This is a genomic window from Amycolatopsis sp. NPDC059235 (assembly GCF_042754125.1).
GTDB classification, from domain to species: domain Bacteria; phylum Actinomycetota; class Actinomycetes; order Mycobacteriales; family Pseudonocardiaceae; genus Amycolatopsis; species Amycolatopsis albidoflava.
Genome location: NZ_JBHZAG010000003.1, coordinates 32,773 through 58,576, shown reverse-complemented (window position 1 = coordinate 58,576; position 25,804 = coordinate 32,773). Strand labels below are relative to the sequence as shown.

At 69.6% G+C, this 25,804-nt stretch carries 26 protein-coding genes; 16 read left to right on the top strand and 10 right to left on the bottom strand.

The window, feature by feature from the left end:
* Nucleotides 1-48 precede the first annotated feature (48 nt).
* Nucleotides 49-483 (top strand): L,D-transpeptidase, encoded by a 435-nt coding sequence (locus ACFXI3_RS02720; RefSeq protein WP_344273940.1) that lies wholly within the window; start codon nucleotides 49-51, stop codon nucleotides 481-483.
* Here ACFXI3_RS02720 and ACFXI3_RS02715 read toward each other — a convergent pair whose 3' ends face one another.
* Together ACFXI3_RS02715 and ACFXI3_RS02710 are read right to left on the bottom strand one after the other, a co-directional pair.
* Nucleotides 484-1,641 (bottom strand): NAD(P)/FAD-dependent oxidoreductase, encoded by a 1,158-nt coding sequence (locus ACFXI3_RS02715; RefSeq protein WP_378397623.1) that lies wholly within the window; start codon nucleotides 1,639-1,641, stop codon nucleotides 484-486.
* Nucleotides 1,638-1,955 (bottom strand): bifunctional 3-phenylpropionate/cinnamic acid dioxygenase ferredoxin subunit, encoded by a 318-nt coding sequence (locus ACFXI3_RS02710; RefSeq protein WP_344273947.1) that lies wholly within the window; start codon nucleotides 1,953-1,955, stop codon nucleotides 1,638-1,640. Before ACFXI3_RS02710 ends, ACFXI3_RS02715 begins: the two co-directional genes overlap by 4 nt.
* Before the next feature lie 279 nt (nucleotides 1,956-2,234).
* Between ACFXI3_RS02710 and ACFXI3_RS02705 the strand changes: the two genes are divergently transcribed.
* Entirely contained in the window at nucleotides 2,235-3,356 is a 1,122-nt protein-coding gene (locus ACFXI3_RS02705) for an aromatic ring-hydroxylating dioxygenase subunit alpha (protein ID WP_378397622.1), read from the top strand.
* Here the strand turns inward: ACFXI3_RS02705 and ACFXI3_RS02700 are convergent.
* Nucleotides 3,353-4,015, bottom strand: a complete 663-nt coding sequence (locus ACFXI3_RS02700; RefSeq protein ID WP_378397621.1) for a GntR family transcriptional regulator — start codon at nucleotides 4,013-4,015, stop codon at nucleotides 3,353-3,355. The genes ACFXI3_RS02705 and ACFXI3_RS02700 overlap by 4 nt on opposite strands.
* Before the next feature lie 71 nt (nucleotides 4,016-4,086).
* On the opposite strand from ACFXI3_RS02700, the gene ACFXI3_RS02695 reads away from it, so the two are divergent.
* From ACFXI3_RS02695 to ACFXI3_RS02650, 10 genes are all read left to right on the top strand, one after another.
* Nucleotides 4,087-5,331 carry a sarcosine oxidase subunit beta family protein gene (locus ACFXI3_RS02695; protein ID WP_378397619.1) on the top strand — a complete coding sequence of 415 codons (1,245 nt, stop codon included), beginning with the start codon at nucleotides 4,087-4,089 and terminating at the stop codon, nucleotides 5,329-5,331.
* Nucleotides 5,332-5,339: 8 nt separating this feature from the next.
* Nucleotides 5,340-5,618, top strand: coding sequence for a sarcosine oxidase subunit delta (locus tag ACFXI3_RS02690; RefSeq protein ID WP_037814329.1), 279 nt, complete (start codon nucleotides 5,340-5,342; stop codon nucleotides 5,616-5,618).
* Nucleotides 5,615-8,380: a 2Fe-2S iron-sulfur cluster-binding protein gene (locus ACFXI3_RS02685; protein ID WP_378397618.1), complete on the top strand. Its 2,766-nt coding sequence runs from the start codon at nucleotides 5,615-5,617 to the stop codon at nucleotides 8,378-8,380. The genes ACFXI3_RS02690 and ACFXI3_RS02685 overlap by 4 nt, the downstream gene beginning before the upstream one ends.
* Nucleotides 8,370-8,921, top strand: coding sequence for a sarcosine oxidase subunit gamma (locus tag ACFXI3_RS02680; RefSeq protein ID WP_378397616.1), 552 nt, complete (start codon nucleotides 8,370-8,372; stop codon nucleotides 8,919-8,921). Before ACFXI3_RS02685 ends, ACFXI3_RS02680 begins: the two co-directional genes overlap by 11 nt.
* The gene (purU, locus tag ACFXI3_RS02675; RefSeq protein ID WP_378397614.1) at nucleotides 8,918-9,763 is read left to right on the top strand and encodes a formyltetrahydrofolate deformylase; all 846 of its coding nucleotides are present in this window, start codon (nucleotides 8,918-8,920) and stop codon (nucleotides 9,761-9,763) included. Before ACFXI3_RS02680 ends, purU begins: the two co-directional genes overlap by 4 nt.
* A 19-nt stretch (nucleotides 9,764-9,782) precedes the next feature.
* The gene (locus ACFXI3_RS02670; RefSeq protein ID WP_378397612.1) at nucleotides 9,783-12,206 is read left to right on the top strand and encodes an FAD-dependent oxidoreductase; all 2,424 of its coding nucleotides are present in this window, start codon (nucleotides 9,783-9,785) and stop codon (nucleotides 12,204-12,206) included.
* A 17-nt stretch (nucleotides 12,207-12,223) separates the two neighbouring features.
* The gene (locus ACFXI3_RS02665; RefSeq protein ID WP_378397611.1) at nucleotides 12,224-12,694 is read left to right on the top strand and encodes a hypothetical protein; all 471 of its coding nucleotides are present in this window, start codon (nucleotides 12,224-12,226) and stop codon (nucleotides 12,692-12,694) included.
* A 93-nt stretch (nucleotides 12,695-12,787) separates the two neighbouring features.
* A complete protein-coding gene (locus ACFXI3_RS02660; RefSeq protein ID WP_378397610.1) occupies nucleotides 12,788-13,576 on the top strand; it encodes an aldo/keto reductase in 789 nt (262 codons plus the stop codon).
* Nucleotides 13,577-13,703: 127 nt separating this feature from the next.
* Entirely contained in the window at nucleotides 13,704-14,942 is a 1,239-nt protein-coding gene (locus ACFXI3_RS02655) for an amidase domain-containing protein (RefSeq protein ID WP_378397609.1), read from the top strand.
* 16 nt (nucleotides 14,943-14,958) lie between these two features.
* Nucleotides 14,959-15,276 (top strand): hypothetical protein, encoded by a 318-nt coding sequence (locus ACFXI3_RS02650; RefSeq protein WP_344273982.1) that lies wholly within the window; start codon nucleotides 14,959-14,961, stop codon nucleotides 15,274-15,276.
* Nucleotides 15,277-15,541: 265 nt separating this feature from the next.
* On the opposite strand, the gene ACFXI3_RS02645 is transcribed toward ACFXI3_RS02650, so the two are convergent.
* The 6 genes from ACFXI3_RS02645 to ACFXI3_RS02620 all read right to left on the bottom strand — a co-directional run bounded on the left by ACFXI3_RS02645 (nucleotide 15,542) and on the right by ACFXI3_RS02620 (nucleotide 21,245).
* A complete protein-coding gene (locus tag ACFXI3_RS02645; protein WP_378397607.1) occupies nucleotides 15,542-16,228 on the bottom strand; it encodes a hypothetical protein in 687 nt (228 codons plus the stop codon).
* An 89-nt stretch (nucleotides 16,229-16,317) separates the two neighbouring features.
* Nucleotides 16,318-17,241, bottom strand: a complete 924-nt coding sequence (locus tag ACFXI3_RS02640; protein ID WP_378397606.1) for a 3-methyladenine DNA glycosylase — start codon at nucleotides 17,239-17,241, stop codon at nucleotides 16,318-16,320.
* Between the two features lie 82 nt (nucleotides 17,242-17,323).
* Nucleotides 17,324-18,367, bottom strand: coding sequence for a hemolysin family protein (locus ACFXI3_RS02635; RefSeq protein WP_344273990.1), 1,044 nt, complete (start codon nucleotides 18,365-18,367; stop codon nucleotides 17,324-17,326).
* Nucleotides 18,364-19,689, bottom strand: a complete 1,326-nt coding sequence (locus ACFXI3_RS02630) for a hemolysin family protein (RefSeq protein ID WP_378397605.1) — start codon at nucleotides 19,687-19,689, stop codon at nucleotides 18,364-18,366. The genes ACFXI3_RS02635 and ACFXI3_RS02630 overlap by 4 nt, the downstream gene beginning before the upstream one ends.
* Nucleotides 19,690-20,050: 361 nt before the next feature.
* Entirely contained in the window at nucleotides 20,051-20,617 is a 567-nt protein-coding gene (locus ACFXI3_RS02625; protein ID WP_378397604.1) for a TIGR03086 family metal-binding protein, read from the bottom strand.
* A gap of 40 nt (nucleotides 20,618-20,657) precedes the next feature.
* Nucleotides 20,658-21,245 carry a TetR/AcrR family transcriptional regulator gene (locus ACFXI3_RS02620; protein WP_037814298.1) on the bottom strand — a complete coding sequence of 196 codons (588 nt, stop codon included), beginning with the start codon at nucleotides 21,243-21,245 and terminating at the stop codon, nucleotides 20,658-20,660.
* A 184-nt stretch (nucleotides 21,246-21,429) separates the two neighbouring features.
* On the opposite strand from ACFXI3_RS02620, the gene ACFXI3_RS02615 reads away from it, so the two are divergent.
* From ACFXI3_RS02615 to pip, 4 genes are all read left to right on the top strand, one after another.
* The gene (locus tag ACFXI3_RS02615) at nucleotides 21,430-21,762 is read left to right on the top strand and encodes a hypothetical protein (RefSeq protein WP_344274003.1); all 333 of its coding nucleotides are present in this window, start codon (nucleotides 21,430-21,432) and stop codon (nucleotides 21,760-21,762) included.
* Between the two features lie 171 nt (nucleotides 21,763-21,933).
* Nucleotides 21,934-22,584, top strand: a complete 651-nt coding sequence (locus ACFXI3_RS02610) for a hypothetical protein (RefSeq protein ID WP_378397603.1) — start codon at nucleotides 21,934-21,936, stop codon at nucleotides 22,582-22,584.
* Nucleotides 22,585-22,608: 24 nt separating this feature from the next.
* Nucleotides 22,609-23,337, top strand: a complete 729-nt coding sequence (locus ACFXI3_RS02605; protein WP_344274499.1) for an ESX secretion-associated protein EspG — start codon at nucleotides 22,609-22,611, stop codon at nucleotides 23,335-23,337.
* A gap of 11 nt (nucleotides 23,338-23,348) precedes the next feature.
* Nucleotides 23,349-24,296, top strand: coding sequence for a prolyl aminopeptidase (pip, locus tag ACFXI3_RS02600; protein WP_378397602.1), 948 nt, complete (start codon nucleotides 23,349-23,351; stop codon nucleotides 24,294-24,296).
* A 302-nt stretch (nucleotides 24,297-24,598) separates the two neighbouring features.
* On the opposite strand, the gene ACFXI3_RS02595 is transcribed toward pip, so the two are convergent.
* Nucleotides 24,599-25,798, bottom strand: coding sequence for a Glu/Leu/Phe/Val dehydrogenase dimerization domain-containing protein (locus ACFXI3_RS02595; protein WP_344274011.1), 1,200 nt, complete (start codon nucleotides 25,796-25,798; stop codon nucleotides 24,599-24,601).
* Between the last annotated feature and the right edge of the window lie 6 nt (nucleotides 25,799-25,804).

Here is a 25,804-nt window from a genome sequence, read left to right as displayed (position 1 = left end):
CCCTCTCTGGGAAAGATCCAGAGTACGACCGTCTCGGGGAGGCACAGGATGAACCGGAAACTCACGGCAATGCTGGCCAGTATCGCGGCGATGGCGGCAACGATCGGATTCGCGGCGACCGCGGAGGCGGCGGGACCGCCGTGCGGCGCGCAGGCGAAAGCGTGCCTGAAGCTGTCGGCGAACACGGCGTGGCTGATGAACAACGGCAAGGTCACCCGCGGCGGCGTGCGCGTGACCGTCGGCAAGCCCGCGTACCCCACGCCGGTCGGCACGTTCCGCGTGCAGTACAAGGATCTTCACCACTACAGCAAGCAGTTCCACGGCCCGATGCCGTACTCGGTCTTCTTCACCAACACCGGAGTGGCGTTCCATCAGGGCAGCCTGAAGGTCCAGTCGCACGGCTGCGTGCATTTGTCGCACGCGGACGCGGTGGCGTTCTTCAACACGCTGCAGCCGGGCGACGTGGTCCAGGTCGTGCGGTAGTCACCCGACGGGCATCGGCCGCCGCAGCGCTTGCCGGCGCAGGCGGCCGAACCCCTTCGGGTTGTTGAACCCGAACACGGCCACCGTCTGGCCGTCGCGGTGGTAGGTGGCGAGGAAGGACTCGTCGTCCGGGCCGCCGTCGGCGAAGCGCACCTCGTCGCCGGGGGAAGGATGCCCGGCGAGCTGGAGCGTCCCCGCGTACTGATCGGACCAGACGTAGCCGCTCGGCTCGTACTCCCGGACCACCTGTCCGGCCAGCAGGTTGGCGACCGCGACCGAAGCCTGTTCGGTGGCGTTCGTCCAATGCTCGTGCCGGAGGCCCGCCGGTCCGTACGCCGCGACGTCGCCCGCCGCGACCACGTTCGGCAGTGAAGTGACCAGGCCGGCGTTGGTGCGCACGCCGTTGCCGATCTCTAGCCCCGAGCCGTCCAGCCAGCCGACTGCGGGGCTCATCCCGATCCCGGCGACAACGACGTCGGCGGGCAGAGTCTCGCCGCTCTCCAGCTGTACCCCGGTGACCCGGCCGGAGGTCGTGGACAGCCCGGCGACCGAAGCGCCGCAGCGGAGCGTGGCCCCGTTCCGGCCGTGCAGGCGCGCGCAGATCGAGCCGAGCTCGGGGCCGAGCACGCGCGCCATGGGCGTCGGCAATGCCTCCAGCACCGTGACGTCCAGGCCCAAGCCGCGGCAGGTCGAAGCGACCTCGGCCCCGATGAATCCGCCGCCGACGATCACGACCCGGGCACCGGTGACCAGCTCCTCGCGGAGGGCGAGAGCGTCGTCCAAGGTGCGCAGAACATGAACTCCGGCAACGGATTCCGTTCCCGGCAAGGCCCGAGCGCGCCCACCGGTCGCCAGGACGACGCCGTCGGCTTCGAGTTCGCCATCGGAGAGGACGAGGCGGCCGGTCGACGGGTCGAGCCGTTCCGCGCGGGTGCCGAGCCGGACGTCCAAGGACGCGAGGTCGTCGGCGTCGAGCAAATCCAGCGACTCACGCGACGCGGTTCCGGTGAGGAAGGTCTTCGACAGCGGCGGCCGGTCGTAGGGGAGATGCGGCTCTTCGCCGATGAGCACCACGCGACCGTCGAACCCCTGTGCGCGCAGCTCCTGCGCGGCGCGGGCACCGGCGAGCGAGGCACCGACGATCGCGACCGTTTTCACGCAGCGTCCTCGGCGGCGTCGGCGAGCACGTAGATCACGCCCTCGTCGACCTGCACCTGGTACGTGCGCACCGGCTGCTTCGCGGGCAGGCACGACGGCAGGCCGGTGCGCAGGTCGAAGAGCGCCGCGTGCAGCGGGCACTCCACGAAGCAGCCTTCGAGCCAGCCGTCGGCGAGCGACGCGTCCTGGTGAGTGCAGGTGTCCCCGATCGCGTACAACTCGCCGTCGGCGTTGAAGACGGCGATGGGCTCGGGCCCCGCGATCCGGACGGACTCGCCCGGGGGCAGTTCGTCCACTGAGCACGCGCGCAGCATTGATTCCTCCGAAGCTGGGGATTGTTGCGTATTGAGGAACACCCGACGTGATACGCAACAGAGTTTGAGCGCGCCGGAGGGGTGCCGTCAAGAGGTTCCGGGGTGGAGTTTTGCGGAGCGCCGTTCCGGGTGAAAGCCGTGGTCGAAGGCGGTTCCGGCGCACGGTGCGGCACCGGGAAGGGTGCTTGACAGCGCCCCGGCCGAGCCTCATCTTGTTCCGTAGAGGGCAACCAGACGCGTAATACGCAACATCGAGTGTGTTCGAGAGGAGCCCTGCCGGTGACCGCTATCGACCTCCCGCAGAGCCTGCTGCCGACTCTGCCCGGGCCGCACTACACCGACCCGGCGATCTTCGCCCGGGAGCAGGAGCGGATCTTCGAAACGGGCTGGTTCTGCGCGGTGCGCAGCGCCGACCTGCCGTCGCCCGGCTCGTTCGAGACCGTGCAGGTCGGCCGCGAAAGCGTGCTGATCGCGCGCGGCCGCGACGGGGCCTTGCGCGCGTTCCTGAACGTGTGCCGCCATCGCGGCGCGCGGCTGTGCACCGACGAGAAGGGTTCGGTGAAGCGCGCTTTCCAGTGCATGTACCACGCCTGGACCTACGGCCTGGACGGAAAGCTTGTCGCAGCACCGAATCTGACCGGAATGCCGGACGTCGACCGCGTCGAGTACGGCCTGACGAAGGTGCATTTGCGCGAATGGCTCGGCTACGCCTGGGTTTGCCTCGCCGAGGACGCACCGTCCTTTGCGGACACTGTGCAGGCCGACGTGAGCGAACGCCTCGGCGGGCCGGGCGAAATCGAGGCGTACGGCATCGAGAATCTGTCGCTGGGCCGGCGCATCGAGTACGACGTGCGCGCGAACTGGAAGCAGATCATCGAGAACTTCATGGAGTGCTACCACTGCGCGACGATCCATCCGGAGCTCACCGAGGTGCTCCCGGAGTTCGCGGACGGGTACGCCGCGCAGTATTTCGTCGGCCACGGCGCGGAATTCGGGTCGGACGTCACCGGGTTCACGGTGGACGGCGGCGACGGCCTGCAGCGGCTGCCGGGCGTCGGCGAGCACCAGGACCGGCGGTACTACGCGATCACGATCCGGCCGCAGGTGTTCGTGAACCTGGTGCCGGACCACGTGATCGTGCACCGGATGTTCCCGCTGGCCCCGGACCGCACCCTGGTCCGCTGCGACTGGCTGTATCTGCCCGAGGTGGTCGACTCCGGCGCGGACCTCGACCGTTCGGTGGAGCTGTTCCACCGGGTGAACCAGCAGGATTTCGAGGCGTGCGAACGGTGTCAGCAGGCGATGGGATCCCGCGCCTACGCCCGCGGCGGCGTCCTGGTGCCGAGCGAGCACCACATCGGCGAATTCCACGAGTGGGTGCGGGCGAAGGCCGGGGACTAGATCAGCGCGCGGATCGCTTTCTCGAAGCCGGTCACGTGGTCGAGCGTCAGCTCCGACGCCTTGTCGGCGTCCCCCTCCACGATCGCCGTCAGCAACGGCGAATGCTCGTCCACGTGTCCGGCCATCCCGCGCAGCCGGGGAAGGAACACGCACCAGATCCGGGTCGCGAGGTTGTCGTAATGGATCAGAGTGTCCTCGAGGAACGGATTGTGCACGCACTGGTAGATCGCGCGGTGAAGCTCGAGGTCGATGCGCAGGAGGTCGGCGTTTTCCTTCTGTGCGGCCGAATCCAGCTGATCGCGCAGCTGCGCCAGCCGCGCGCGATCCGCGTCGGTCGCGCGCGTGGCGGCGGACGCGGCGGCCGCCGGTTCGAGGGTGCGCCGGACCTCGGAGATGTGCGCGAGGTCGAAGATGTTCACGTCGGTGGCGAACGTGCCGCGGCGCGGGTACGCGACCACCAGGCGTTCGGTCTCGAGTCGTTTGAGCGCTTCGCGGATCGGCGTGCGGCCCATTTCGAGCACGCCGCCCGCCCATTCCTCGTTGATCGGGTCGCCCGGCTTGATGTCGAGCATGACGAGGCGGTCGCGCAGGAACTCGTAGGCGCGTTCGGCCAGCGACGGGGCGGTGGCCGGGATGACGTGGTTGACCGGGTTGCTCACCCGCCTTACTCTACAGCGAAGATTGATATATCAGTAGTCGACCAGTTGCCCGATACGGGAGGCCAGCGGGAATGACCACGACGGACCAGCCGCGTTCCCCGGGCGCGGATCTTCCGGAGCACCCGGATTTCCTGTGGCGGGACCCGGAGCCGCGGCGCGCGTACGACGTCGTCGTGGTGGGCGGCGGCGGACACGGCCTCGCGACCGCCTACTACCTCGCCAAGGTGCACGGCATCACGAACGTAGCGGTGCTGGAGAAGGGCTGGCTCGCCGGCGGGAACATGGCCCGCAACACGACGATCATCCGGTCCAACTACCTGTGGGACGAAAGCTCCGGCATCTACGAGCACTCGCTGAAGCTGTGGGAGGGCCTGGAGGAAGACCTCAGCTACCCGATCCTGTTCAGCCAGCGCGGCGTGCTCAACCTCGCGCACAGCCTGCAGGACGTCCGCGACAGCGTGCGCCGCGTGAACGCCAACCGGCTCAACGGGATCGACGCGGAATGGGTCGACGCGGACGGGGTCAAGGAACTCTGCCCGATCGTCAACACCTCGCCGGACGTCCGCTACCCGGTGCTCGGCGCGACCTACCAGCCGCGCGCCGGAATCGCCAAACACGATTACGTGGCTTGGGGTTTCGCTCGCGCGGCCGCCGAGATGGGCGTCGATCTCATCCAGAACTGCGCGGTCACCGGCATCGAGACGCGCGACGGCAAGGTGGTCGCGGTCGAAACCAGCCGGGGCCGGATCGCCGCAGGGAAGGTCGCGTTGTGCGCGGCCGGGCACAGCTCGGTGCTGGCGAAGATGGCCGGGATCGACCTGCCGCTGGTGTCGCATCCGCTGCAGGCGCTCGTGTCGGAACTGCTCGAACCGGTGCACCCGACGGTGGTGATGTCGAACGCCGTGCACGTCTATGTTTCCCAGGCGCACAAGGGAGAACTCGTGATGGGCGCGGGCATCGACTCCTACGCCGGCTACGGCCAGCGCGGCGCGTTCCACATCATCGAGAACCAGATGGCCGCCGCGCTGGAGCTGTTCCCGGTGTTCGCGCGGGCGCACCTGCTGCGGACCTGGGCGGGCATCGTCGACGTGACCCCGGACGCCTCGCCGATCGTCGGGCTGACCCCGGTGGAGAACCTCTACCTCAACTGCGGCTGGGGGACCGGCGGATTCAAGGCCACGCCGGGCGTCGGCGACTGCTTCGCGCACACCGTCGCGAAGGGCAAGCCGCACCCCTACGCCGAACCCTTCACCCTCGACCGGTTCACCACCGGCGCGCTCGTCGACGAGCACGGCGCCGCTGCCGTCGCGCATTAGGAGCCACTGTGCAGCTGATTCCCTGCCCCTGGTGCGGTCCCCGCGAGGAGACCGAATTTCACTACGGCGGCCAAGCCCACGTCGCGTACCCGCAGGAGCCGGCAGCGCTGTCCGATGAGGAATGGGCGAAGTACGTGTTCTTCCGCGCCAACCCGAGCGGTCCGCTCGCCGAGCGCTGGACGCACAGCGCGGGCTGCCGCCGCTGGTTCAACGCCGTCCGCGACACCCGCACCCACGAACTCGCGGCGGTCTACCGCCTCGACGAACCCCGGCCGGTGATCCCATGACCTTCCGCCTCCCCAGCGGCGGCCACGTCGACCGCGACACCCTGCTCCAGTTCACCTTCGACGGCCGGGTCCTCACCGGGCACCCGGGCGACACGCTCGCGTCCGCACTGCTCGCCAACGGCGTGCACCAGGTGGCGAGGAGCGTCAAGCTCGGCCGCCCGCGCGGCATCATGGCGGCGGGCGTCGAAGAGCCGAACGCGGTGGTGCAGCTGGAAAAGCCGTTCCCCGAGCCGATGCGGACCGCCACCACCGTCGAGCTGTTCGACGGCCTGGTCGCGCGCAGTCTCTCCGGGCAAGGCCGGTTGGCGACCGAACCGGATCCGGCTCGGTACGACGCGAAGCACCTGCACTGCGACGTGCTGGTGATCGGCGCGGGACCGGCCGGTCTGGTCGCCGCTCGCACCGCCGCGCAGGCAGGAGCCCGCGTGGTGCTGGTGGACGACCAGCCCGAGCCCGGCGGTTCGCTGCTCGGCTCGAACGAGTATGTGGACCTCAAGCCCGCCGTCGAGTGGGCCCGCGCGATCGCCGATGAACTGCGCGCGACCCCGGACGTGCACGTGCTCGACCGGACCACTGCGTTCGGCGCCTACGACGACGGTTTCGTCCTGGCCGTGCAAAACCGGACCTCCGGTGCGGCCCGGCAGCGCGTCTGGCGGATCCGCGCGCAGCAGATCGTCCTCGCGACCGGCGCGCACGAACGCCCGATCGTGTTCCCCGACAACGACCGCCCAGGCATCCTCCTCGCCAGCGCCGCGCGGACGTACCTGCACCGCTACGTCGTCCTGCCCGGCCGCCGCGCCGTCGTGTTCACCATGGACGACTCCGCCTACGCCACCGCGATCGACCTCGCCGACGCCGGCGTGGCGGTCCCGCTGGTGGTCGACGTCCGCCCAGCCGCACCGGAAAACTGGGCCGCGGCGTGTGCGGAACGCGGGATCGAAGTCCGCACCGATGCCGCGGTGACCGGAACCGAGGGCACTGAGCGCGTCACCGGCGTACGAGCCGCCGGGGAACTTGTCCCGTGCGACACGCTCCTGGTCTCGGGCGGCTGGACCCCCGCAGTCCACCTGTTCAGCCAGCTGCGCGGCGCCTTGCGCTACGAACCCGCGCTCGGCGCGTATCTCCCAGACGGAGAACTCCCGACCGCACGGGTGGCGGGCAGCGCGAACGGCACCTTCGACTTCGCCGGTTGCGTGCGAGAAGGCCGCGCCGCCGCCGGGAAAGCACCAGTGGAAATCCCGCTCCCGGTCTCCGACGCTCGACCGCGCGAGCTGGCCCCCGCGGTCGAATGGCAGATCCCCGGCCCGGAGTCCGATGTGGACACCCGATTCGTGGACCTGCAGCGCGACGCCACCGTCTCCGACGTGCTCCGCGCGACCGGCGCGGGTCTCACCTCGCTGGAGCATGTCAAGCGCTACACCACCATCGGCACCGCACACGACCAGGGCAAAACCTCCGGCATGCTCGCCGCCGGCCTCACCGCCGAAGCCCTCGGCGTCGACCTCGCGGACCGCCGCCCGACCACCTACCGGCCGCCGTACACGCCGGTCGCCTTCGCCGCCTTGGCCGGTCGGAACCGCGGCGAGCTGCACGACCCGGTCCGCGTCACCGCACTGCACTCCTGGCACGTCGAACACGGCGCGGAGTTCGAGAACGTCGGCCAGTGGAAGCGCCCCCGGTACTACCCGCAGCCCGGCGAGGATCTCCACGCGGCCGTACGGCGGGAGTGCCTTGCCGCCCGCACCGACGTGGCGATGATGGACGGCTCCACGCTCGGCAAGATCGACGTCCAAGGCCCGGACGCCGCCGAATTCCTCGACCTGCTCTACACGAATTTGATGAGCACGCTCAAGGTCGGCCGGATCCGCTACGGCGTGATGTGCGGCGTCGACGGCATGGTCATCGACGACGGCACCGTCATCCGGGTGGCCGAGGAGCGCTTCCTCGTCACCACGACCACCGGCAACGCCGCGATGGTGCTGGACTGGATGGAGGAGTGGCTGCAAACCGAGTGGCCGCACCTGCGCGTGTTCGCCACCTCGGTCACCGAGCACTGGGCCACCGTGGCGCTCGTCGGCCCGCGGTCGCGCGAGATCCTGGCCGGGCTCGCGCCGGAGCTGGACGTCAGCAACGACGCGTTCGGTTTCATGGCCTGGCGCGACGCCGAAGTGGCCGGGATCGCCGCGCGGGTGTGCCGGATCAGCTTCTCCGGCGAGCTGGCGTACGAGATCAACGTGCCGTCCTGGTACGGCCTGGCGCTCTGGGAAGCCTTGGCGGAGCGGGGAATCACGCCGTACGGCACCGAAACCATGCACGTCCTGCGTGCCGAGAAGGGCTACCCGATCATCGGCCAGGACACCGACGGCACGGTCACCCCCCACGACCTCGGCATGAGCTGGGCGGTGTCCAAGAAGAAGGCCGACTTCCTCGGCAAACGGTCCTTCTCCCGGGCGGAGAACCTGCGCCCGGACCGGAAACAGTTCGTCGGCCTGTTGCCGGTGGATCCCACCGTGCTGCTGCCGGAGGGCGCGCAGGTCATCGAGACCGCGCACGTCCCGTGCCCGCCGGTGCGCATGCTCGGCCACGTCACCTCCAGCTACCCGAGCGCCGCGCTGGACCGCACCTTCGCGCTCGCGGTCGTCCGCTCCGGCCGGGAGCGGATCGGCGAGACGCTGTACGTCCCGGTCGGCGACGAGGTCGTGCCGGTGACAGTGACCGAATCCGTGCTCTATGACAAGGAGGGGACCCGCCGTGACGGCTAAGACCCTGTCTCCGCTCGCGGAGCACGCGGGCCTGCTTGCCAGCAGCGCCCCAGCCGTGCTTGCTGAGGAACGCCCGTTCGTCTCGCAGCTCAACGTCCGCATCCGCGAAGGCCACGACGCCGCGGCCGTTGTGCTCGGCACCGAACTGCCGGACGTCTGCCAGTTCACCAGCGGCATCGGTGACGTCCTGTGGCTCGGCCCCGACGAGTACCTCGTGCTCGGCGCTCCCGAAGGCACCGAAGCGGCACTGCGAGAAGCAATCACCGTCGGCGCTGTCACCGATGTGTCCGCGCAGCGCACCACCGTGCAGCTCGGCGGACCGGCGGCCCGCGACGTCCTGGCGCACGGCTGCGCGATCGATCTCCACCCGAAGGCCGCTCCGCCGGGCACCTGCGTGCAGACGTTGCTGGCCCGCACCGGAATCGTCTTGCTGGTGCGGGAAGCGGACGAGTTCACCGTGCTCGTGCGCCAGTCGTTCGCCCCTTATTTCGCCGCCTGGCTCGCCGACGCGGCGCTGGAATACCGAGAGGAGGAGTCTTGACCCAGTTCACCTTGACCCTGCACTGCCCCGAGCGCTCCGGGATCGTGCACGCCGTGACGACGTTCCTCGTCGGCAACGGCTGCGACATCGTCGAGCACCAGCAGTTCGACGACGACGTGCACGGGGAGCTGTTCCTGCGCACCGAATTCACCTGCGCCGGACCGGCCACTGTGGACGATCTGACCCGCGAGTTCGACCTAGTGGCGAGGGATTACGCCATGCGGTACCGGTTCTCCGACCGCACCCCGGACCGGCTGCTGGTGATGGTGTCGAAGGCCGGGCACTGCCTCAACGACCTCCTCTTCCGCTGGCGCGCGGGCGCGCTCGGCGCGGAAATCGCGCTCGTGGCGTCGAATCACGAGGACCTGCGCCCGATGGCCGAGGCCGCCGGGCTGCCGTTCGTGCACATCCCGGTGACCCCGGCGACGAAGCCGGAGGCCGAACAGCGGCTGCTGGACCTGGTGCGGGAGCACGACATCGACCTCGTCGTGCTGGCCAGGTACATGCAGGTCCTCTCGGACGAGCTGTGCCAGAAACTGCAGGGCCGCGCGATCAACATCCACCACTCGTTCCTGCCTGGCTTCAAGGGCGCGAAACCGTACGCGCAGGCCTACGACCGAGGCGTGAAGTACGTCGGCGCGACCGCGCACTACGTGACCCCCGAACTCGACGAAGGCCCGATCATCGAGCAAGAAGTGCAGCGAGTGGACCACTCGCACTCGCCGCGCGCGCTCGCGACCGTCGGCCGCGACGCCGAAGCCCTCGCCCTTTCCCGCGCGGTGCGCTGGCACTGCGAGCGGCGCGTCCTCCTCAACGGCACCCGGACCGTCGTCTTCCGCTGACCTATCCCAGGGAGTTCTCATGACCCGTGTCGTGATCATCGGCGCCGGAATCGTGGGCGCGAACCTCGCCGACGAGCTGACCCTGCGCGGCTGGACCGACGTCACCGTGCTCGACCAGGGCCCGCTGCCGCTGACCGGCGGTTCGACGTCGCACGCGCCGGGCCTGGTGTTCCAGACCAACCCGTCGAAGGCGATGACCGAATTCGCCGGCTACACCGTCGCGAAACTGCTCGACCTCGGCTGCTTCGAGCAGGTCGGCGGCATGGAGGTGGCCAGCACCGCGGCGCGCTGGGAGGACCTGAAACGCAAGCACGGCTTGGCGACGTCGTGGGGCGTCGAGGCGCGGCTGATCGACCCGGACGAGTGCGTCCGCCGCTGGCCGATGCTGGACCAGAACCAGATCTTCGGCGCCCTGTATGTCCCGACTGACGGGCTCGCCGTTGCCTCGCGTGCGGTGGACGAGCTGATCAAACGGGCTTCCTCTCGCGGCGCGCGCTTCGTCGGCTCGACCCGGGTCACCGGCATCCAGCAGGCCCACGGCCACGTCACCGGCGTCGAAACCGCGGACGGCGTGATCCCGGCCGACATCGTGGTGTCCTGCGCCGGATTCTGGGGCCGGGAGATCGGCGAGATGGTCGGCATGACCGTGCCGCTGCTGCCGCTGGCGCACCAGTACGCGAAGACCGGCCAGCTCGCCGAACTGGCCGGAGCCGACCCGGTGCACCCGGCGCTGCCGATCCTGCGCCACCAGGACCAGGACCTCTACTTCCGCCAGCACGGCGACCGGCTCGGCATCGGCTCGTACGCGCACCGCCCGATGCCGGTGGACAAGTTCGCCGAACCCGGCGAGGTCACGGCGTCCGCGATGCCGTCGATGCTGCCGTTCACCGAGGACGATTTCGCGCCGTCGTGGGAGGAAAGCAAGCTCCTGCTGCCCGCGCTCGGCCAGACCAAGGCGGAGGAGGGCTTCAACGGCATCTTCTCCTTCACCCCGGACGGCGGCTCGCTGGTCGGCGAATCCTCCGACGTGCGCGGATTCTGGATCGCCGAGGCCATCTGGGTCACGCATTCCGCGGGCATCGCGAAGGCGGTGGCGGAATCTATTGTGGACGGTCGCTCCGAGACCGACCTCCACGAATTGGACGTGCACCGGTTCGAGGACATCCAGCTCGCCCCGGAGTACATCCGCGAGACCGCGCAACAGAACTTCGTGGAGATCTACGACGTCCTGCACCCGCTGCAGCCCCGGCTTTCGCCGCGCGACCTGCGGGTCAGCCCGTTCCACGCGCGGCAGCGGGAGCTGGGCGCGGTGTTCCTGGAAGCGGGCGGCTGGGAACGGCCACACTGGTTCGAGGCCAACGCGTCGCTGCTGAAAGACCTGCCGCACGACTTCCTTCCGCCCGCGCGCGATGCTTGGGCCGGGCAGTTCCACTCGCCGATCGTGGCCGCCGAAGCCTGGCACACCCGAAACCGCGTCGCGATGTACGACATGACCCCGCTCAAGCGCGTCGAGGTCAGCGGACCGGGTTCGCTGGAGTTCCTGCAGGGGCTCACGACGAACCAGCTGGCGAAGTCGGTCGGCTCGGTGACGTACACGCTGATGCTCGACGACGCCGGGGGAGTCCGCAGCGACATCACCGTGGCCCGGCTGGAACCGGAGCTGTTCCAGGTCGGCATCAACGGCAACATCGACGTCGCGTACCTGCGCAGCCGGGCCCCGGAAGGCGTCCGGGTGGAGGACACCACCGGCGGCACCTGCTGCGTCGGCGTGTGGGGCCCGCTCGCCCGCGACCTGGTGCAACCGCTGTCCGCGGAAGACCTTTCGCACACCGGCCTCAAGTACTTCCGCGGCCGCCGGGCCCGGATCGCCGGGGTCCCGGTGACGATCCTGCGACTGTCCTATGTGGGCGAACTCGGCTGGGAGATCTACACGTCCGCGGACAACGGCCAGCGCCTGTGGGACGCGCTGTGGCGCGCCGGACAAGCGTTAGGCGTCATCGCGGCCGGGCGCGGCGCGTTCAACAGCCTCCGGCTGGAGAAGGGCTACCGGCTGTGGGGCACCGACATGACCACCGAACACGACCCGTACGAGGCCGGAATCGGCTTCGCGGTGCGCCCGGCGAAGGGCGAGTTCGCCGGGCGGGCGGCCATCGACGGCCGCAGCGAAGAGACCTCGGCTAGGCGGCTGCGTTGTCTCACCGTGGACGACGGCCGGACTGTCGTGCTGGGCAAGGAACCGGTGTTCGTGGCCGGCATCCCGGCGGGATACGTCACGAGCGCGGCCTACGGCTACACCATCGGCCGTCCGATCGCGTACGCCTGGCTGCCGGGCTCAGTGGAGATCGGCGACGCAGTGGAGATCGAGTACTTCGGCAGGCGAGTCTCCGCGACGGTGGCCGCGGAACCGCTGGTCGACCCCGGGATGGAGCGCATCCGGCGCTGAGCGGAAGGAAACCTGCCATGCGGGACCAGATCGTGAGCGACTTCCTGAACACCCTCGCCCGCCCCGCGATCCCGGCGCCGGCCGGAGCGACGGTCGCGGCCCTCGCCCTCGCGCAGGCGGCGGCACTCCTGAGCCGGGCGGCCGGCGGCGACGCCGAAGCAGACCACCTCACCCGGCATGCGTTGCGGCTGGCCGAAATCGACGCCCACGCCGTCACCCACGACGTGCCCGACCGGGCCCAGCCCGCCGCGGACGTCGTCGCGGCGGCAGGAGAGGTGGTCCGAGTGGCGGAACGCCTTCTGTCCACTGTGGACCCAGCGGCGCTGGCAGACGTCTCCGCGGCCGCCGAAATGGCAGGCTCCTCGGCGAGGACAGCGTCCGTCGCGGTCGAATCGCGAAACGGTTTCGCAGTCGGTGCTGATGCGGTGACCGAACGGGCCGCGCGGGTGACGGAGGCGGTGCGCTCGGGCGCGCACAGCGGGGTGTGAAAGCGGCGGTGGCCGGGGAATGGCAAGATCTGCGGTGTTCTTCAGGAGACCCCGTTCCCCGGAACACCGCAGACCCGCAGTGAGGATCGCCGCATGGCTGTGCCGCCCCTGCTCACGCTGAACAACTCCGTCACCGTCCCGCAACTCGGACTCGGCATGTACCAGGTCCGGCCCGACCAGGTCGCGAAGGTCGTCGCGACCGCGTTCGAAGCCGGGTACCGCAGCATCGACACCGCCGCGATGTACGGCAACGAGGCCGAGGTCGGCACGGCGGTCCGGGAGTCCGGACTGCCGCGCGAGGACGTCTTCGTCACCACGAAGGTCTGGAACACCGACCACGGCTACGACAACACCCTGCGCGCGTTCGACCGCAGCGCCGAAGCGCTCGGGGTGGGCCCGGTCGACCTGTACCTGATTCACTGGCCGAAACCGGAACTGGACCGCTACGTCGAGACCTGGCGCGCGCTGGAGCTGCTGCTCAACGAGGGCCGCGTGCGGGCGATCGGCGTGTCGAACTTCGGCATCGACCACCTGCGCCGGCTCCTCGACGAGACCGACGTCGTGCCGGTGGTCAACCAGGTCGAACTGCACCCGTGGCAGCAGCAGGCCCCGCTGCGCGCCTTCCACGCCGAGCACGGCATCGCGACCGAAGCGTGGAGCCCGCTGGCCCGCGGCAGGTATTTGAACGACCGGGTGATCACGTCGCTGGCCGCGAAGTACGGAAAGACGCCCGCCCAGCTCGTGCTGCGGTGGCATCTGCAGCTGGGGATCATCGTGATCCCGAAATCCGCGACACCCTCGAGGATCCGGGAGAACGCGGCGGTGTTCGACTTCGAACTGGCCGAGGACGATCTGCTGGCGCTGGCCGAACTCGACTCCTGAGCGGAGGCCCGGCTCCACCTCTCACGACGCAGCGGCAACGCCACCCGGCCGAGTGGCCGGTTGAGGTCAGCGCCTGGGATCGACCGCGCGGCGACCCTAGCCTCGACCGTGGACGAAGGGAGGCGTCGTGGTCACGGTGGGGCAACTGCGGGACGTGAAGCCGGGGGTCTGGGTGGACGCCGCGCGAGGGTGGCGCGAGTTCGCCTGCCAATCGGCGCAGGCCAGTGCGGACATTCGCAGCCAGGTCATCGCGAAAGTCGAGACCGAGTGGAAGGATTCCGCCGGCAGCGACGCGCGCACCGTGCTCGGCGATCTCGCCAACGAGTACGACTCGGCTTCGGATTTGATGAACGGCGTCGTGATGGTCCTGGTCGGCTTGGGCGACGCGGTGGAGGTCGCGCAGCAGGAGCTGAGCAGCGCACTGCGGCTGGCGGAGGCCCACCACCTGCTGGTGAACGACGACGGCAGCACCACGCCGGTGGATGCCGGCGACAAGGACGCGGCCGAGTGGAAGGCGAAGCTCGATCCGGTGTTCCGGGACGCCCTCCGTGCCGCGACCGAGGCGGACGGCATTGCCGCGCAAGAGTTTCACCGGCTCGCCGGGGACGTGAAGATCACCAACCCCGACGACGCGCTGAAGGAACAGACCGCGGCGGCCCAGGACGAGATCGCGATGATCCGGGATTCGCTTCCGCGCGGGCAGAGCCCCGAGGCGGTCCGCGCGTGGTGGAATTCGCTCAGCGACAAGGAAAAAACCGATCTCGAACGCGCGGTTCCGGTCGAACTCGCCGGCCTGGACGGGATTCCCGCCGACGTCAAGAAGAGCCTCCGCGGTTCCGGGCCGCTCGACCGGGTCGCCCTCGTCCAGTACGCGGCCGGCCACTGGAACGACCCCAGCACCGACTTCAAGGACAAAACCCCGAGCAACCACGAGAAGGACAACTGCGCGAACTACGTCTCGACCTCGCTGGCCGCGGCCGGGATGCCGGAAAACGAGAGCTGGACGAACAAGGAGGTGCTGCGAGAGCTGCACAACTTGATCACCGGCGACCACGACGCGGCGACACCCAGCTGGGGCGGAGCCTCGGCACTGCACGACTACCTGCTCAAGGACACCTTCAGCGAGGTGGTGCCGCGCCAGGACGCCCGGCCTGGCGACGTCGTCTTCTGGTCCAACGACCAGGACGGGATCCATCACGTCGCCGTGGTCACCTCCGTCACTCCGGACGGCGACATCCACTATTCCCAGCACTCCGAACCGGCGGTCAACGCCAGCATGAACGGCCGCGCCCGGGTCTCCGGCGGACAACCGGTCACGTTCGTCCGCGTGGACCCGAGGCCGGCTTACCCGCCTGCTCAGCGATGAAGACGAGGAGGACGCCATGGGCTTCACCTTCATGCACCAGCAACCGCCCGGGGTGAACGCGGCCGGAAACGCCGCCGCTCAGGTCGCGCGGGACGCCTTGGCGGACTTGGGGAATTGTCTCGGCCCGAGCGCCGGCGCCGCTGCTGCGAATCCCGGGTGGACCTCGTCCGGCCCGCTCGCCGAATGCGCCGGCGCCTGGTCGGCGCACCTCGCCGAGCTGATCAACCGGACCTCCCGGCTCGCCGAAAACCTGCACCTGTCGGCGAACTTGTACGACGAGGCCGACCGTCGGTCCGCGGCGGTGCTGAGGGATTTCCATGCGCAGCCGAAGTGATCGATCAGGCGATCCGGCGGCTTCGCCGTTTGTGCGGGAACTGGGCGCGGCCGTGCTCGCCCGAGCCGGCCAGGGAACAGAACCGCTGGATGATTGATTCGGTGAAGAACATGTGCGGAAGCCGGGAAGCACGCCTCCCCGCTGCGGCGAAGCCGATCCAGCCGGGCCGTTAGCCCCCGCGCCCCGGCGCGGTCAGGCGGCGCGCCCCGAAAACACAACACCGCCCCAGCCCAACGCGGGCTGAGGCGGTGCCGAGGACGAGAAATCAGGAAGCGCGAATCCCCGCCGCCGCGAAGTCCGCCAGCTGGGCCGGTTCCTTGAGGAACGTGCGGAAGCTCTGCGTGCCGCGCTGCTGGACCTCGTCGATCGACGTGCCGGACAGGCCGACGAACGGGTAGTCCGCGGGCGGGCCGGAGCCGATGGGCATCGCCGGGGAGCCGATGACGTCCGGTTTCGCCTTCGACAGCTGGGAGACCCAGTACGAGGATTCGGGGATCCAGCCGTCGGGCAGGCCGCCGATGGAGTCGAGCGAGGACTTGCCGGTGAGCGCGTTGAGCACGTCGGACGCGGGCTTGCTCTGCACGGCCACGTGCACGCAGCTGCCGTGCACCTGCGTCAGGTCCTGGTTCCAGCGCGCCGCCGCCGTCTCGACCGGCTTGGCGATCTGCGGGGTCACCACGATCCGGATGTCGGTGCGGCCGCCGTTGCAGCTGGCGGCCTGCGCCTCGGCGCGGTTGTTGAGCACGCTGTCGGCCCAGTTCCACCCGACGACGCCGAGCGTCGCCAGCACCACGAGCCCGAGGGCCACGAGAGGCCACTTCGCGATCCGCCTGCGGGGAGCCTTCTTGGCGACGATCCGGTGCGATCCGGTCGTCTCGCTGCGGCCCGCGGGCCGCAGCGGCGGATCGAGGGGGTGCGGCACCGGCTCCTCGGGCAGGTTGTGACGCCCCATCGTTGTCCTTTCGTGATGTGCACAACACGCTCAGTCATGCAACCAAACCGTTATCACTCTATCAGGCCAGCGACCTGCGGTGAACATTGTTACGCAGAGTTGTCGGCTCGGTGTTCGGGCGACTCCGGCGGCTTCGCCGGGTCGGCGAGAAGCCCGCGGCAGAGGCCGATGAGGCGGGCCCGCAGCGGCGCGGCCCGCTCGGCGAATCCGGCCTGGGCGCGGGCGTAGGAGGCCCGCCCTTCGGGGGTCTCGATCGGCACCGGCCGGTAGCCGTAGTCCGCTAGATCGTACGGGCTGGCCCGCATGTCCAGTTCACGGACGTCCGCGGCGAGCGCGAAACAGTCGCCGACCAGTTCGGCGGGCACGAACGGATCGAGCTTGTACGCCCATTTGAAAAGATCCATGTTGGCGTGCAAACAGCCCGGCTGTTCCAGCGCGACCTGGGATTCCCGCGTCGGTTCGAGCGTGTTGCGCGGCCGCGCCGGGTCGGTGAAGAAGCGGAACGCGTCGTAGTGCCCGCACCGGATGTCCATCGATTCCACGACCTCGTCGGTTCCGGCGGACCCGAGCCGCAGCGGGACCTGCGCGTGCCGCACCGAGTCCGCGGGTTCGCGGTAGACCATGGCCCATTCGTGCAGCCCGAAGCAGCTCAACCGAGGCGACCTCGACGCGGTGGCCGACAGCAGCTTCAGCACGAACTCGGCGGTGCGCGCCCGGCGTCCGGTGAAGGCCGCCGGGTCGAGCAGCACTCCGGCGTCGGTCTCGGCGTAGGCCGGACGGTCGAGGAACCGCCGCGCGGACGCGCCCGCGAGCACCACGCCCGGACCCGGCTGCCAGCGTTCGAGATGCCCCGGCCGGTGCGAGTAGTAGGTGAACAGGAAATCCAGCACCGGATGTTTCTCGTCCCGCGCCCGGCGTTCCTGGTGCGGGACGGTCCACGCGCGCATCCGCTCGGCGTGCGCTCGCTCCCGGGCCTGCCAGTCCGCCTCGGCGAGTACGACCGGCGCGCTCATGCCGCCGCCTCCTTGTCGCGTTTCACGCTGGCTGTTGGGGAGGCGGCGGCATGAGTGCCGATGATTCGCTTGCAAGCTGCGCTCATGCCGCCACATGGGTGCCGTCGCGCACGGTGCCCACGTATTCCTCGACGAGGTCTTCCAGCGCCACCACGCCGACCGCCGCGCCGGAAGCGTCGAGCGCCCTCGCGAGGTGGCTGCCTTCCTTGCGCATGGCCGAAAGCGCGACGTCGAGCCGCGCGTCCGAGCGCAATTCGGTGAGCGGCCGGGTCTTGTCGTCGGGCACGACCGTGCCGGGGTCCTGGCCGACGAGGTCCAGCACGTCCTTCACGTGGATGTAGCCGGTGAGCGAACCGTCCTCTGTGCACACCGGGAACCGCGAGAACCCGGTGGTGGACACCGCTCGCTCGACGTCGCCGAGCGTCGGCCCGCAGGGGAGCGTCGTGAGTTCCGAGGTGGGCACCAGCACGTCCGCGACAGTCTTGGCGACCGACGACAACGTCTGCGAAAGCCGTTGGTGCTCGGACTGGTCGAGCAGCCCCTCCTGGCGCGATTCGCTGAGCAGTTCGGCGAGTTCGTCCGAGCTGTACGCGGTCTCCAGCTCGTCCTTCGGCTCCACCTTCATCAGGCGCAGCAAGGAATTCGCGACGAAGTTGAGGAACGCGATGATCGGGTTCGCCACCTTGACCCACGCCACGTGCACCGGCACGAGCCACAGCGCCAGCCGCTCCGGCTCGGCGATCGCGAGGTTCTTCGGCACCATCTCGCCGATCAGCACGTGCAGCATGGTGATGAACGCCAGCGCGATCGCGAACGAGATCGGGTGCAGCAGCTGGTCGGGCAGGCCGAGCAGGTCGAAGAACCCGGACAGCCGGTGCGCGACCGCGGGCTCGCCCAGCCGGCCGAGCAGCAGCGAGCAGATGGTGATCCCGAGCTGCGCCCCGGCGAGCATCTGGGACACGTGCTTGCTCGCGTTGATGACGATCTGCGCGCGGGTCTTTCCCTGCTCCAGCAACGCTTCCAGCCGGTCGCGGCGCGAGGAGATCAGGGTGAACTCCGCGCCCACGAAGAACGCGTTGGCCAGCAGCAGGACCACGACCAGTGCGATGTTCAGCCAGTCGCTCACGCGGTCACCTCGCGTTCGGCCGGGCGCACCTGGACCTCGGCGACGCGGTGCCGGTCCATGCTGGTGACGGCGAGCCGCCAGCCGTCGACCTCGACCTCGTCGCCCTCGGCCGGGATCGCGCCGAGCCGCTCCAGGATCAGCCCGGCGATGGTTTCGTAGTCGCCCTCGGGCATCCGGAAGCCGGTGACGTCGCGGACCTCGTCCGCGCGCAGCTGCCCGGACACCAGCCAGCGGTCCGCGCCGAGCTGCTGCGCGGCCGGGGCCTCGCGGTCGTCGTGCTCGTCGCGGACGTCGCCGATGATCTCCTCGACCACGTCCTCGAGCGTGACCAGCCCGGCGGTGCCGCCGTACTCGTCCACCACGATCGCGAGCTGGTAGCGCGAATCGCGCAGCCGGTTCAGCAGATCGTCGCCGGGCAGCGATTCCGGCACCGTCGGCACCGGGCGCATCGCCGAGCGGATCCGGGTGGTCCCGCGGTCGGCGGCGGGCACGGCGAACGCCTGCTTGACGTGCACCGCGCCCTGGACGTCGTCGAGATCCTCGGTGTAGACCGGGAATCGCGAGAACCCGGTGCGCCGGGAGATGTCGATGAGGTCGTCGATCGTGTCGTCCATGGTGAGCGATTCGACCTGCACGCGCGGGGTCATCAGCTCGTCCGCGGTGCGGTCGCCGAAGCGCAATGAGCGGTCCAGCAGTTCCGCGGTGGACGTGTCGAGCTTCCCGCTTTCCGCGCTGGAGCGGACGATCGAGCCCAGCTCCTGCGGCGAGCGCGCGGACCGGAGCTCCTCCTGCGGTTCGATGCCGAACTTGCGGACGAGGAAGTTCGCGCTGTTGTTCATCAGCGTGATGAGCCAGCGGAACAGCGCGGAGAACCGGGCGTGGTAGCCGGAAACCGCGCGCGCGGTCGGCAGCGGCCGGGCGATCGCGAGGTTCTTCGGCACCATCTCGCCGAGGATCATCGACAGGAACGTGGCCAGCACCAGCGCGACCGCCACCGCGACCCCGGACGCCGCCGGTTCGGGCAGGCCCACGGCGTCGAGCAGCGGGCGGACCAGGTCGCCGATGAGCGGTTCGGCGAGGAAACCGGTGATCAGCGTGGTGAGCGTGATCGCGACCTGCGCGCCGGACAGCTGGAAGCTCAGCGTGCGGTGCGCCTTCTGGACGGTGCGCGAACGCTTGTCACCGACCTGGCGGACGTCCGCGTCGACAGTGCTGCGCTCGAGCGCGGTCAGCGAGAACTCGGCGGCCACGGCGAGGCCGGTGCCGATCGTGAGAAGAAGGAAGAGCAGCACGCCGAGCACGGAAAGCAGGACGTGGATCACAGCGCACCGTCCGGGACGCTGGAACGGACGGCGGGCGGGAAGCCGGGTCGGGCGGGACCCGGCCCGGTACTGTCACCGGGCGATGGCGCAGCGCGCACGGATGGAAGTCACTCCTCGGCATAACGGGTTTGTAGTGCGACGATGCCGACAATCGTACCGGGTCCGGACAGCCTTGCCGCGACAGGACGCGAACCCGGCGCCGGTTTTTCGCTCCCGCCGCCGCTCAGCCAGCGCTCTTCCGGCCCGGACGCGATGCGCGGGCCGCCGAGGTCCGTGAGGGGAACCCTGAGGGACTCTGAGTCCTTCAGGGTTCCCCTCACGGACTTTCGCCGGAACGGAGCCACCTGTCCACTGTGGTGGTTCAGCGCGGACGGCGGCCGAGCAGCGCGACGAGCCGATCGGGCGCCGCGGCGGTGCGGCCCACCGCGACCGGCGGGTCGAACAGCCCGAGCCCCTGCCAGTCGTCGATCATCGGGCGCAGCACGTCGAGCAGCCGTCCGGCCAGCGGGCCGGGCACCGGATTCGGCCTGCCGAGCGCGGTGGCGAGGTCCCAGCCGTGCACGGCGAGGTCGAGCGTCATCTGCCAGCCGTACTCCTCGGCGGGCACCAGCCCGAACGAGACGTGCACGGTGCGGCGCAGCGCGCCGGGGGAGAGCCACGCTTCGCGCGCGGCGGCGGAGGCTTTCTCCCAGACCGAGAGCGGGTCGTCGCCGAGCACGTCGCCGTCGTAGCGGGTGCCGACCTCGTCGAGCGTCGCCCCGGCGAGCAGATGCGGTACCCAGAGTTGTTCGACGGCCAGATGGTTCACCAGATCGCGTACTGACCAGTCGGTGCACGGCGTGGCGCGGGCCCAGTCGCCGGAGCCGGCGGCGTGCACGGCTGCGTCGAACACGTCCAGTGCGCTGCCGTGGGCGGCGAGGAGATCCACGGGGCACATTGAACACGAACCCGGCCGATCGCGTCGGAGGCTAGCTCCGCGCGCCCGGCCGGTGCCGCCGCACGGTCTCCTCGACCAGGTCGAGCACCGGGCCGAGGTCGTCGCCGGGCAGGCCCATCGCGAGGTGCGAGACGAGCCCTTCGAGCACGAGTTCCAGGAACGCGGTCAGCACGCTGACGTCGACGTCGTCGCGCAGGTTGCCGGCTTTGCGCTGCCATTCGAGCCGGTCGCGGGTCGCCTCGGTCAGCTGCTGCGAGCGTTCCGCCCACCGGCCGCGGAACTCCGGGTCGGTGCGCAGCCGCCGGGACACCTCCAGCCGGGTGCCGAGCCAGTCCGCCGGATGCTCGCTGTTGCCCGCCAGCAGGTCGCGCATGACCTGGACCAGGCCCTGTTCGGCGACGACGTCGGCCATCCGCACCGCGTCGTCCTCGGCGAGGGCGAGGAAGAGCGACTCCTTGTCGCGGAAATGGTGGAAGATCGCCCCGCGCGACAAACCGGTGGCTTCTTCCAGACGGCGAACCGTGGCACCCTCGTAGCCGTAGCGTGCGAAACACACGCGCGAGCCGTCGAGGATCTGGCGCCGGCGTGCGTCGAGGTGATCCTGGCTGACCCGTGGCATCCTGAAATCCTGACATCGAGGACCGGGTTCTCGCAATCCGTACGTACGTACTGTGACGAGACGGCGGAACGCATGCGCGCCGTCACACTGCCGGGTTCTCGGCTGACACGACCGGGCCGGTTGACTACGCTGTGCACATCACGACTGGCATCTCACGACGTGAGCACCGGGAAAGGGAGCGGCCTTGGTCATCGGCGAGTCGGGCCGTGCGCGCGGCGGTTTCGCCATGGACGCGGCGGAGCTGACCGCCGTCATCCGGCTGTGGGAGGACCAGCTCGGCAAGATCGACGCCGACGGCCGCGCGATCGACGAGATCCTCGCGGTGTTCGCCGCCCCCGGAACCGACCCGGCGAGCGCGGAGTACGCCGCGGCCGGCGCGGATTCGCTGCGCACGCTGCGCGACCAGAACGAGGCGCTGCGCCGGTACGCCGCCGGTTACCTCGGCAAGCTGCGCACGGCGCGCGACCGGACGGCCGAGGCGGACCAGGCCGGCGCCGATCTCGGCCGCGGCCGGTAAGCGGACGACCCCCGGCTGCGCACGAAGGGAACCAGGTGGACGGCAAGCAGATCTTCGACAACTTCCGCGGCGGCGACACGTCCGGCCTGCGTGCCGCCGCGGCGAAGGTCCAGGAGCTTTCGGCGGCCTACCTGGAGCGCGCACAGAGCGTGAAAAGACCTGCAGGAGCGGATGGCTCGCTCGTGGACCGGCGACTCCGCGGACGCGGCGAAAGCCGGCGCGGGGCCGGTCGAGGCCGGGTTCCGGGAGTCCGCCGACCCGCTCGACCTCACCAGCGCGTCCATGGACACCCAGGCCAGCAGCTTCGAAAGCTCCCGGCACGCGGTCGTCGACGTGCCGCCCCGCCCGGAGCGCCCGCAGCCGTGGGCCGGGCCGCTGCGGGCGGTGCTGCCCGCTTCGGCCGCGCCAGTGTCCTTTCAGGACGGAATCGACCGGTTCCACGGCGCGAACGAGAACAACGTCCGGGTGATGGAGCAGTACCACGGCGTCACCGCGAACACGAAACGCGTGCTGCCGAAGCAATACGGCCCGGTCGTCCCCGACAGCGCCGCAGTCCGTCGGACCACTTCGGACAGCACCGCCACGCAAGCCGCCACGAGCCACGACCGCAGCGGCCCCGGGGCCGCCGTCCTGCCGACCCCCGTGAGCGAACCGTCCCAACGCGGCTCCGGTGCGGCGATCGGCGGCGCCCCCGTCGGGCAGGGCGGCCCAGGCGACGGCCTGCACTGGCGGCCGGACTACCTCCTCGAGTCCGATCCCGAGGGCGCTTTCGGCGTGGACGGTTCGGCGACCCTGCCGGTTCTCGGCGACGAGGAGGAGTAGCCGGTGGCCGATCCGGCGGGACGAGTGGATGTCCCGGTCGAAGCGCTCGCGGCGCTGGCCGAACGCGAGCAGGTGGGCCGGCTGCACGTGACGCTGCGCCCGGATCCGGCGTGGCTGTCGGAAACCGAACGCGACGAAGCGGCGAAGCGAGTGGACGACGCGCTCGCGCTGGCCGGCCTGGTCGACTCGCGCGGCCGGGCCACCGTGGACTTCCTCGACTGGCTCCCGCTGCTCGTGCGCCCGGTAATCGAGTACTACGGCTGGGTCGCGACCGGCGACCGGACCTATGGCGTACTCGCCGCGGCCAGCGGATTGCAGGCAGTGCTCGCGGTGTCGGACGGCGAACACGTCGGCGTCCAGGAGATCGACCGCGAACGCGTGCTGGAAACGCTCGTCGAACAGCTGCCCGCGGTCGGCCCGGGCGGCGGGTACGTACGCAGCGTGCGCGTCGCGGACCTGACCGAAGCCGCGCGCCGCGGCGAGGACGCTTTTCCGTTGGACCCGGTGTTGTCGGACGTGCTAACCCTGGTGCAGCGTCCGGTGCACGGCAGCGGAGAGCTGTACGCGGGACGACGCGACGACGTCGGCCGGTACGTCCGGCTGGAAGAACCATTGCACTACGCGGACACGGACTGGGGCCGGTACCTGAGCTACACCGTCGGGGCCGGACCGGACGCGGAAATCCGGATCGGGCCGGCCGGCCCGGCCGAGCTGTGCGGTGCGCTGCGGGCTCTGGAGCGCACCCTGAACTGAGGGGACGCTCCTTGCGCTATCCGGAAATCGAACCGTACGACCGCGGCCTGCTGGACGTCGGCGACGGCCACCACGTGTACTGGGAAACCTGCGGCAACCCGGATGGCAAACCAGTAGCCGTCCTGCACGGCGGCCCAGGAACCGGCTGCAGCGAAGGCATGCGCCAATTCTTCGACCCGGCGCGATACCGAATAGTCCTTATGGACCAACGCGGCTGCGGCCGAAGCACCCCGCACGCAGGCGACACCCTCGACGCACTGAAGGCGAACACCGCCGGCCACCTGATCGCAGACCTGGAACTGCTGCGGGAAAAACTGGACATCGAACGCTGGCAACTCTTCGGCGGCTCGTGGGGCTGCGTCCTAGGCCTGGCCTACGCTGAACGCCACCCCGACCGAGTGACAGAAATCGTCATGATGGGCCTGGCCACCGACCGCCAGCTGGAAATCGACCTGCTGACCGGCGGCCTAGCCGGAATGTTCCCAGAGGCTTACGCGAGATTCCGTGACGGCGTACCGGAAACCGACCGAGACGGCGACCTGGCAGCCGCCTACTACCGCCTCCTCACCAACCCGGACCCCGCAGTGCACGGTCCCGCCGCACAAGCTTGGAGCGACTGGGAATCCGCGATGCTCCCCGGCGTGCCACCCTCTCCGAAATTCGAAGACCCCCGCTTCACCCTCGCCTTCACCCGCCTGGTAACCCACTACTTCTGCCAAGGCTGCTTCCTGGAAGACGGCGGAATCCTCCGCAACGCAGGCAAACTAGCCGGAATCCCCACAGTCCTAGTACAAGGAATCCTGGACCTGAGCAGCCTGGCAGGCACCCCCTGGCTGCTGGAACGCGCAATCCCAGACGCAGAACTAATCCTGGTAGGCGGCGCAGGCCACACCACCGCAGTCCCGAACATGGAAAACGCCCTAATCACAGCCACGAACAAATTCGCCACCCGTCCGTGAGGGGAACCCTGAGGGACTCAGAGTCCCTCAGGGTTCCCCTCACGAACCACCCACCCGCCCACGAACGAACCCGCAGCCGCCGCACCCAACTCACCAGCACACCCACAAACCGCAGCCGAAGCACCCAACTATCGAGGCACCCACACCACCCCCGCACCCCGATACGAAGCCAAAATGCGTTCTGAGGGTGTTTGTCAAGGCATCTTTCCAGCCTTGACAAACACCCTCAGACCGTCATCACAATCAGGCTTCGGGGTGCCCCACGCAACCCCCAGCGATGTCGCCGCCAGGCGACGAGCCGTTCAGGGAATCATCAACGCAGGCACCCCCACAGAACTAAGCGCCTCCGCATTCCGAGCCTCCCGAGCAGCCTCAGCCTGCCGCAACGCAGTAACCCGAGGCGGAACCCGATCCAAATGCCACTCCGCCAACACCAACGCGACCTTAGCCTGCATCTCAGTCCGCAACCGCAAGAACGAATCCGCCGGATCCGCCCCCACCTCGCCAAGCAACAACCACCAAGCCCAAGCAGCAGCCCCGGCATTGGCAATAAAGTCCGGAATCACCGCCACCCCACGCGCGGACAGAGCAGCCTCAGCCTCAGGCGTAGTAGCAGCATTAGCCGCCTCAACCACAACCTTGGCCTTCACGAGATTCTCATTATCCACCCGCAACGCATAAGAAATAGCCGCAGGAACAAAAATATCCGCCTCCACAGAAACGACAGCCTCCCGAGGAAGCAACTGAACCCCGTCAGGCAACCGCCCCCGGTCAACCTCCCCGAACCGGTCCCGCAACTCCAGCAACGCAGGCACGTCCAACCCTTCCGGGTCATACAACGTCCCAGCAGCATCCGCGACAGCGACGACCTTCATCCCCGCTTCATGCAGGTACCAAGCCGCGCCACCTCCCATAGTCCCGATCCCCTGAATCGCGACCGAAGTCTCGGCAACCCCCCATCCCCACGTATTCGCGGCGCCAAGACAAGCCTGCGCCACGCCATAGCCACCAATCACGTCCCCCAGCAACTGCCCCCCGGGAACAGGCGCATTGAGCCCAGCCTGAACCCGCCGGAGCGTCCGAGCCGGATCAGCCGACCGGCGGATGGCAGCGTGGTACGACTGCTCCAGCCCCAGCTTCGCGAAAACCTCGTCGATGAGGTGCTGCGGCACCCCGAGATCCTCCGCAGTCACCCAACTGGCGTCCAGCCAAGGCCGCAGGAACTCGCAGAAGCGGGTGAGCACGCCGGTCGCGCGCGGGTCCTTGGGGTCGAAGTCGATGCCGCCCTTCGCGCCGCCGACCGGGAGGTTGAACGCGGCCGTCTTGTTCGCCATGCCGCGCGCGAGGTCGGCCACCTCGTCGACCGTGCAGCCGGCGCGCATTCGCGTGCCGCCCGTGGCGACGCCGGAGACCAGGCTGTGCACGACCAGGTAGCCGCGCGCGCCCGTGACCGGGTCCGTCCACGTGAGCTTCATCAGCGGTTCGGCGATCCGCGTGTCCATCGAGCC

Coding starts and splice junctions, on each gene's coding strand:
- ACFXI3_RS02645 (WP_378397607.1), bottom strand. CDS start 16,228: ATGGGGCGTCACAACCTGCCCGAGGAGCCGGTGCCGCACCCCCTCGAT.
- ACFXI3_RS02620 (WP_037814298.1), bottom strand. CDS start 21,245: ATGCCACGGGTCAGCCAGGATCACCTCGACGCACGCCGGCGCCAGATC.
- ACFXI3_RS02660 (WP_378397610.1), top strand. CDS start 12,788: ATGGCTGTGCCGCCCCTGCTCACGCTGAACAACTCCGTCACCGTCCCG.
- ACFXI3_RS02685 (WP_378397618.1), top strand. CDS start 5,615: ATGACCTTCCGCCTCCCCAGCGGCGGCCACGTCGACCGCGACACCCTG.
- ACFXI3_RS02595 (WP_344274011.1), bottom strand. CDS start 25,798: ATGGACACGCGGATCGCCGAACCGCTGATGAAGCTCACGTGGACGGAC.
- ACFXI3_RS02610 (WP_378397603.1), top strand. CDS start 21,934: ATGGCTCGCTCGTGGACCGGCGACTCCGCGGACGCGGCGAAAGCCGGC.
- ACFXI3_RS02640 (WP_378397606.1), bottom strand. CDS start 17,241: ATGAGCGCGCCGGTCGTACTCGCCGAGGCGGACTGGCAGGCCCGGGAG.
- ACFXI3_RS02665 (WP_378397611.1), top strand. CDS start 12,224: ATGCGGGACCAGATCGTGAGCGACTTCCTGAACACCCTCGCCCGCCCC.
- ACFXI3_RS02650 (WP_344273982.1), top strand. CDS start 14,959: ATGGGCTTCACCTTCATGCACCAGCAACCGCCCGGGGTGAACGCGGCC.
- ACFXI3_RS02710 (WP_344273947.1), bottom strand. CDS start 1,955: ATGCTGCGCGCGTGCTCAGTGGACGAACTGCCCCCGGGCGAGTCCGTC.
- ACFXI3_RS02695 (WP_378397619.1), top strand. CDS start 4,087: ATGACCACGACGGACCAGCCGCGTTCCCCGGGCGCGGATCTTCCGGAG.
- ACFXI3_RS02670 (WP_378397612.1), top strand. CDS start 9,783: ATGACCCGTGTCGTGATCATCGGCGCCGGAATCGTGGGCGCGAACCTC.
- ACFXI3_RS02720 (WP_344273940.1), top strand. CDS start 49: ATGAACCGGAAACTCACGGCAATGCTGGCCAGTATCGCGGCGATGGCG.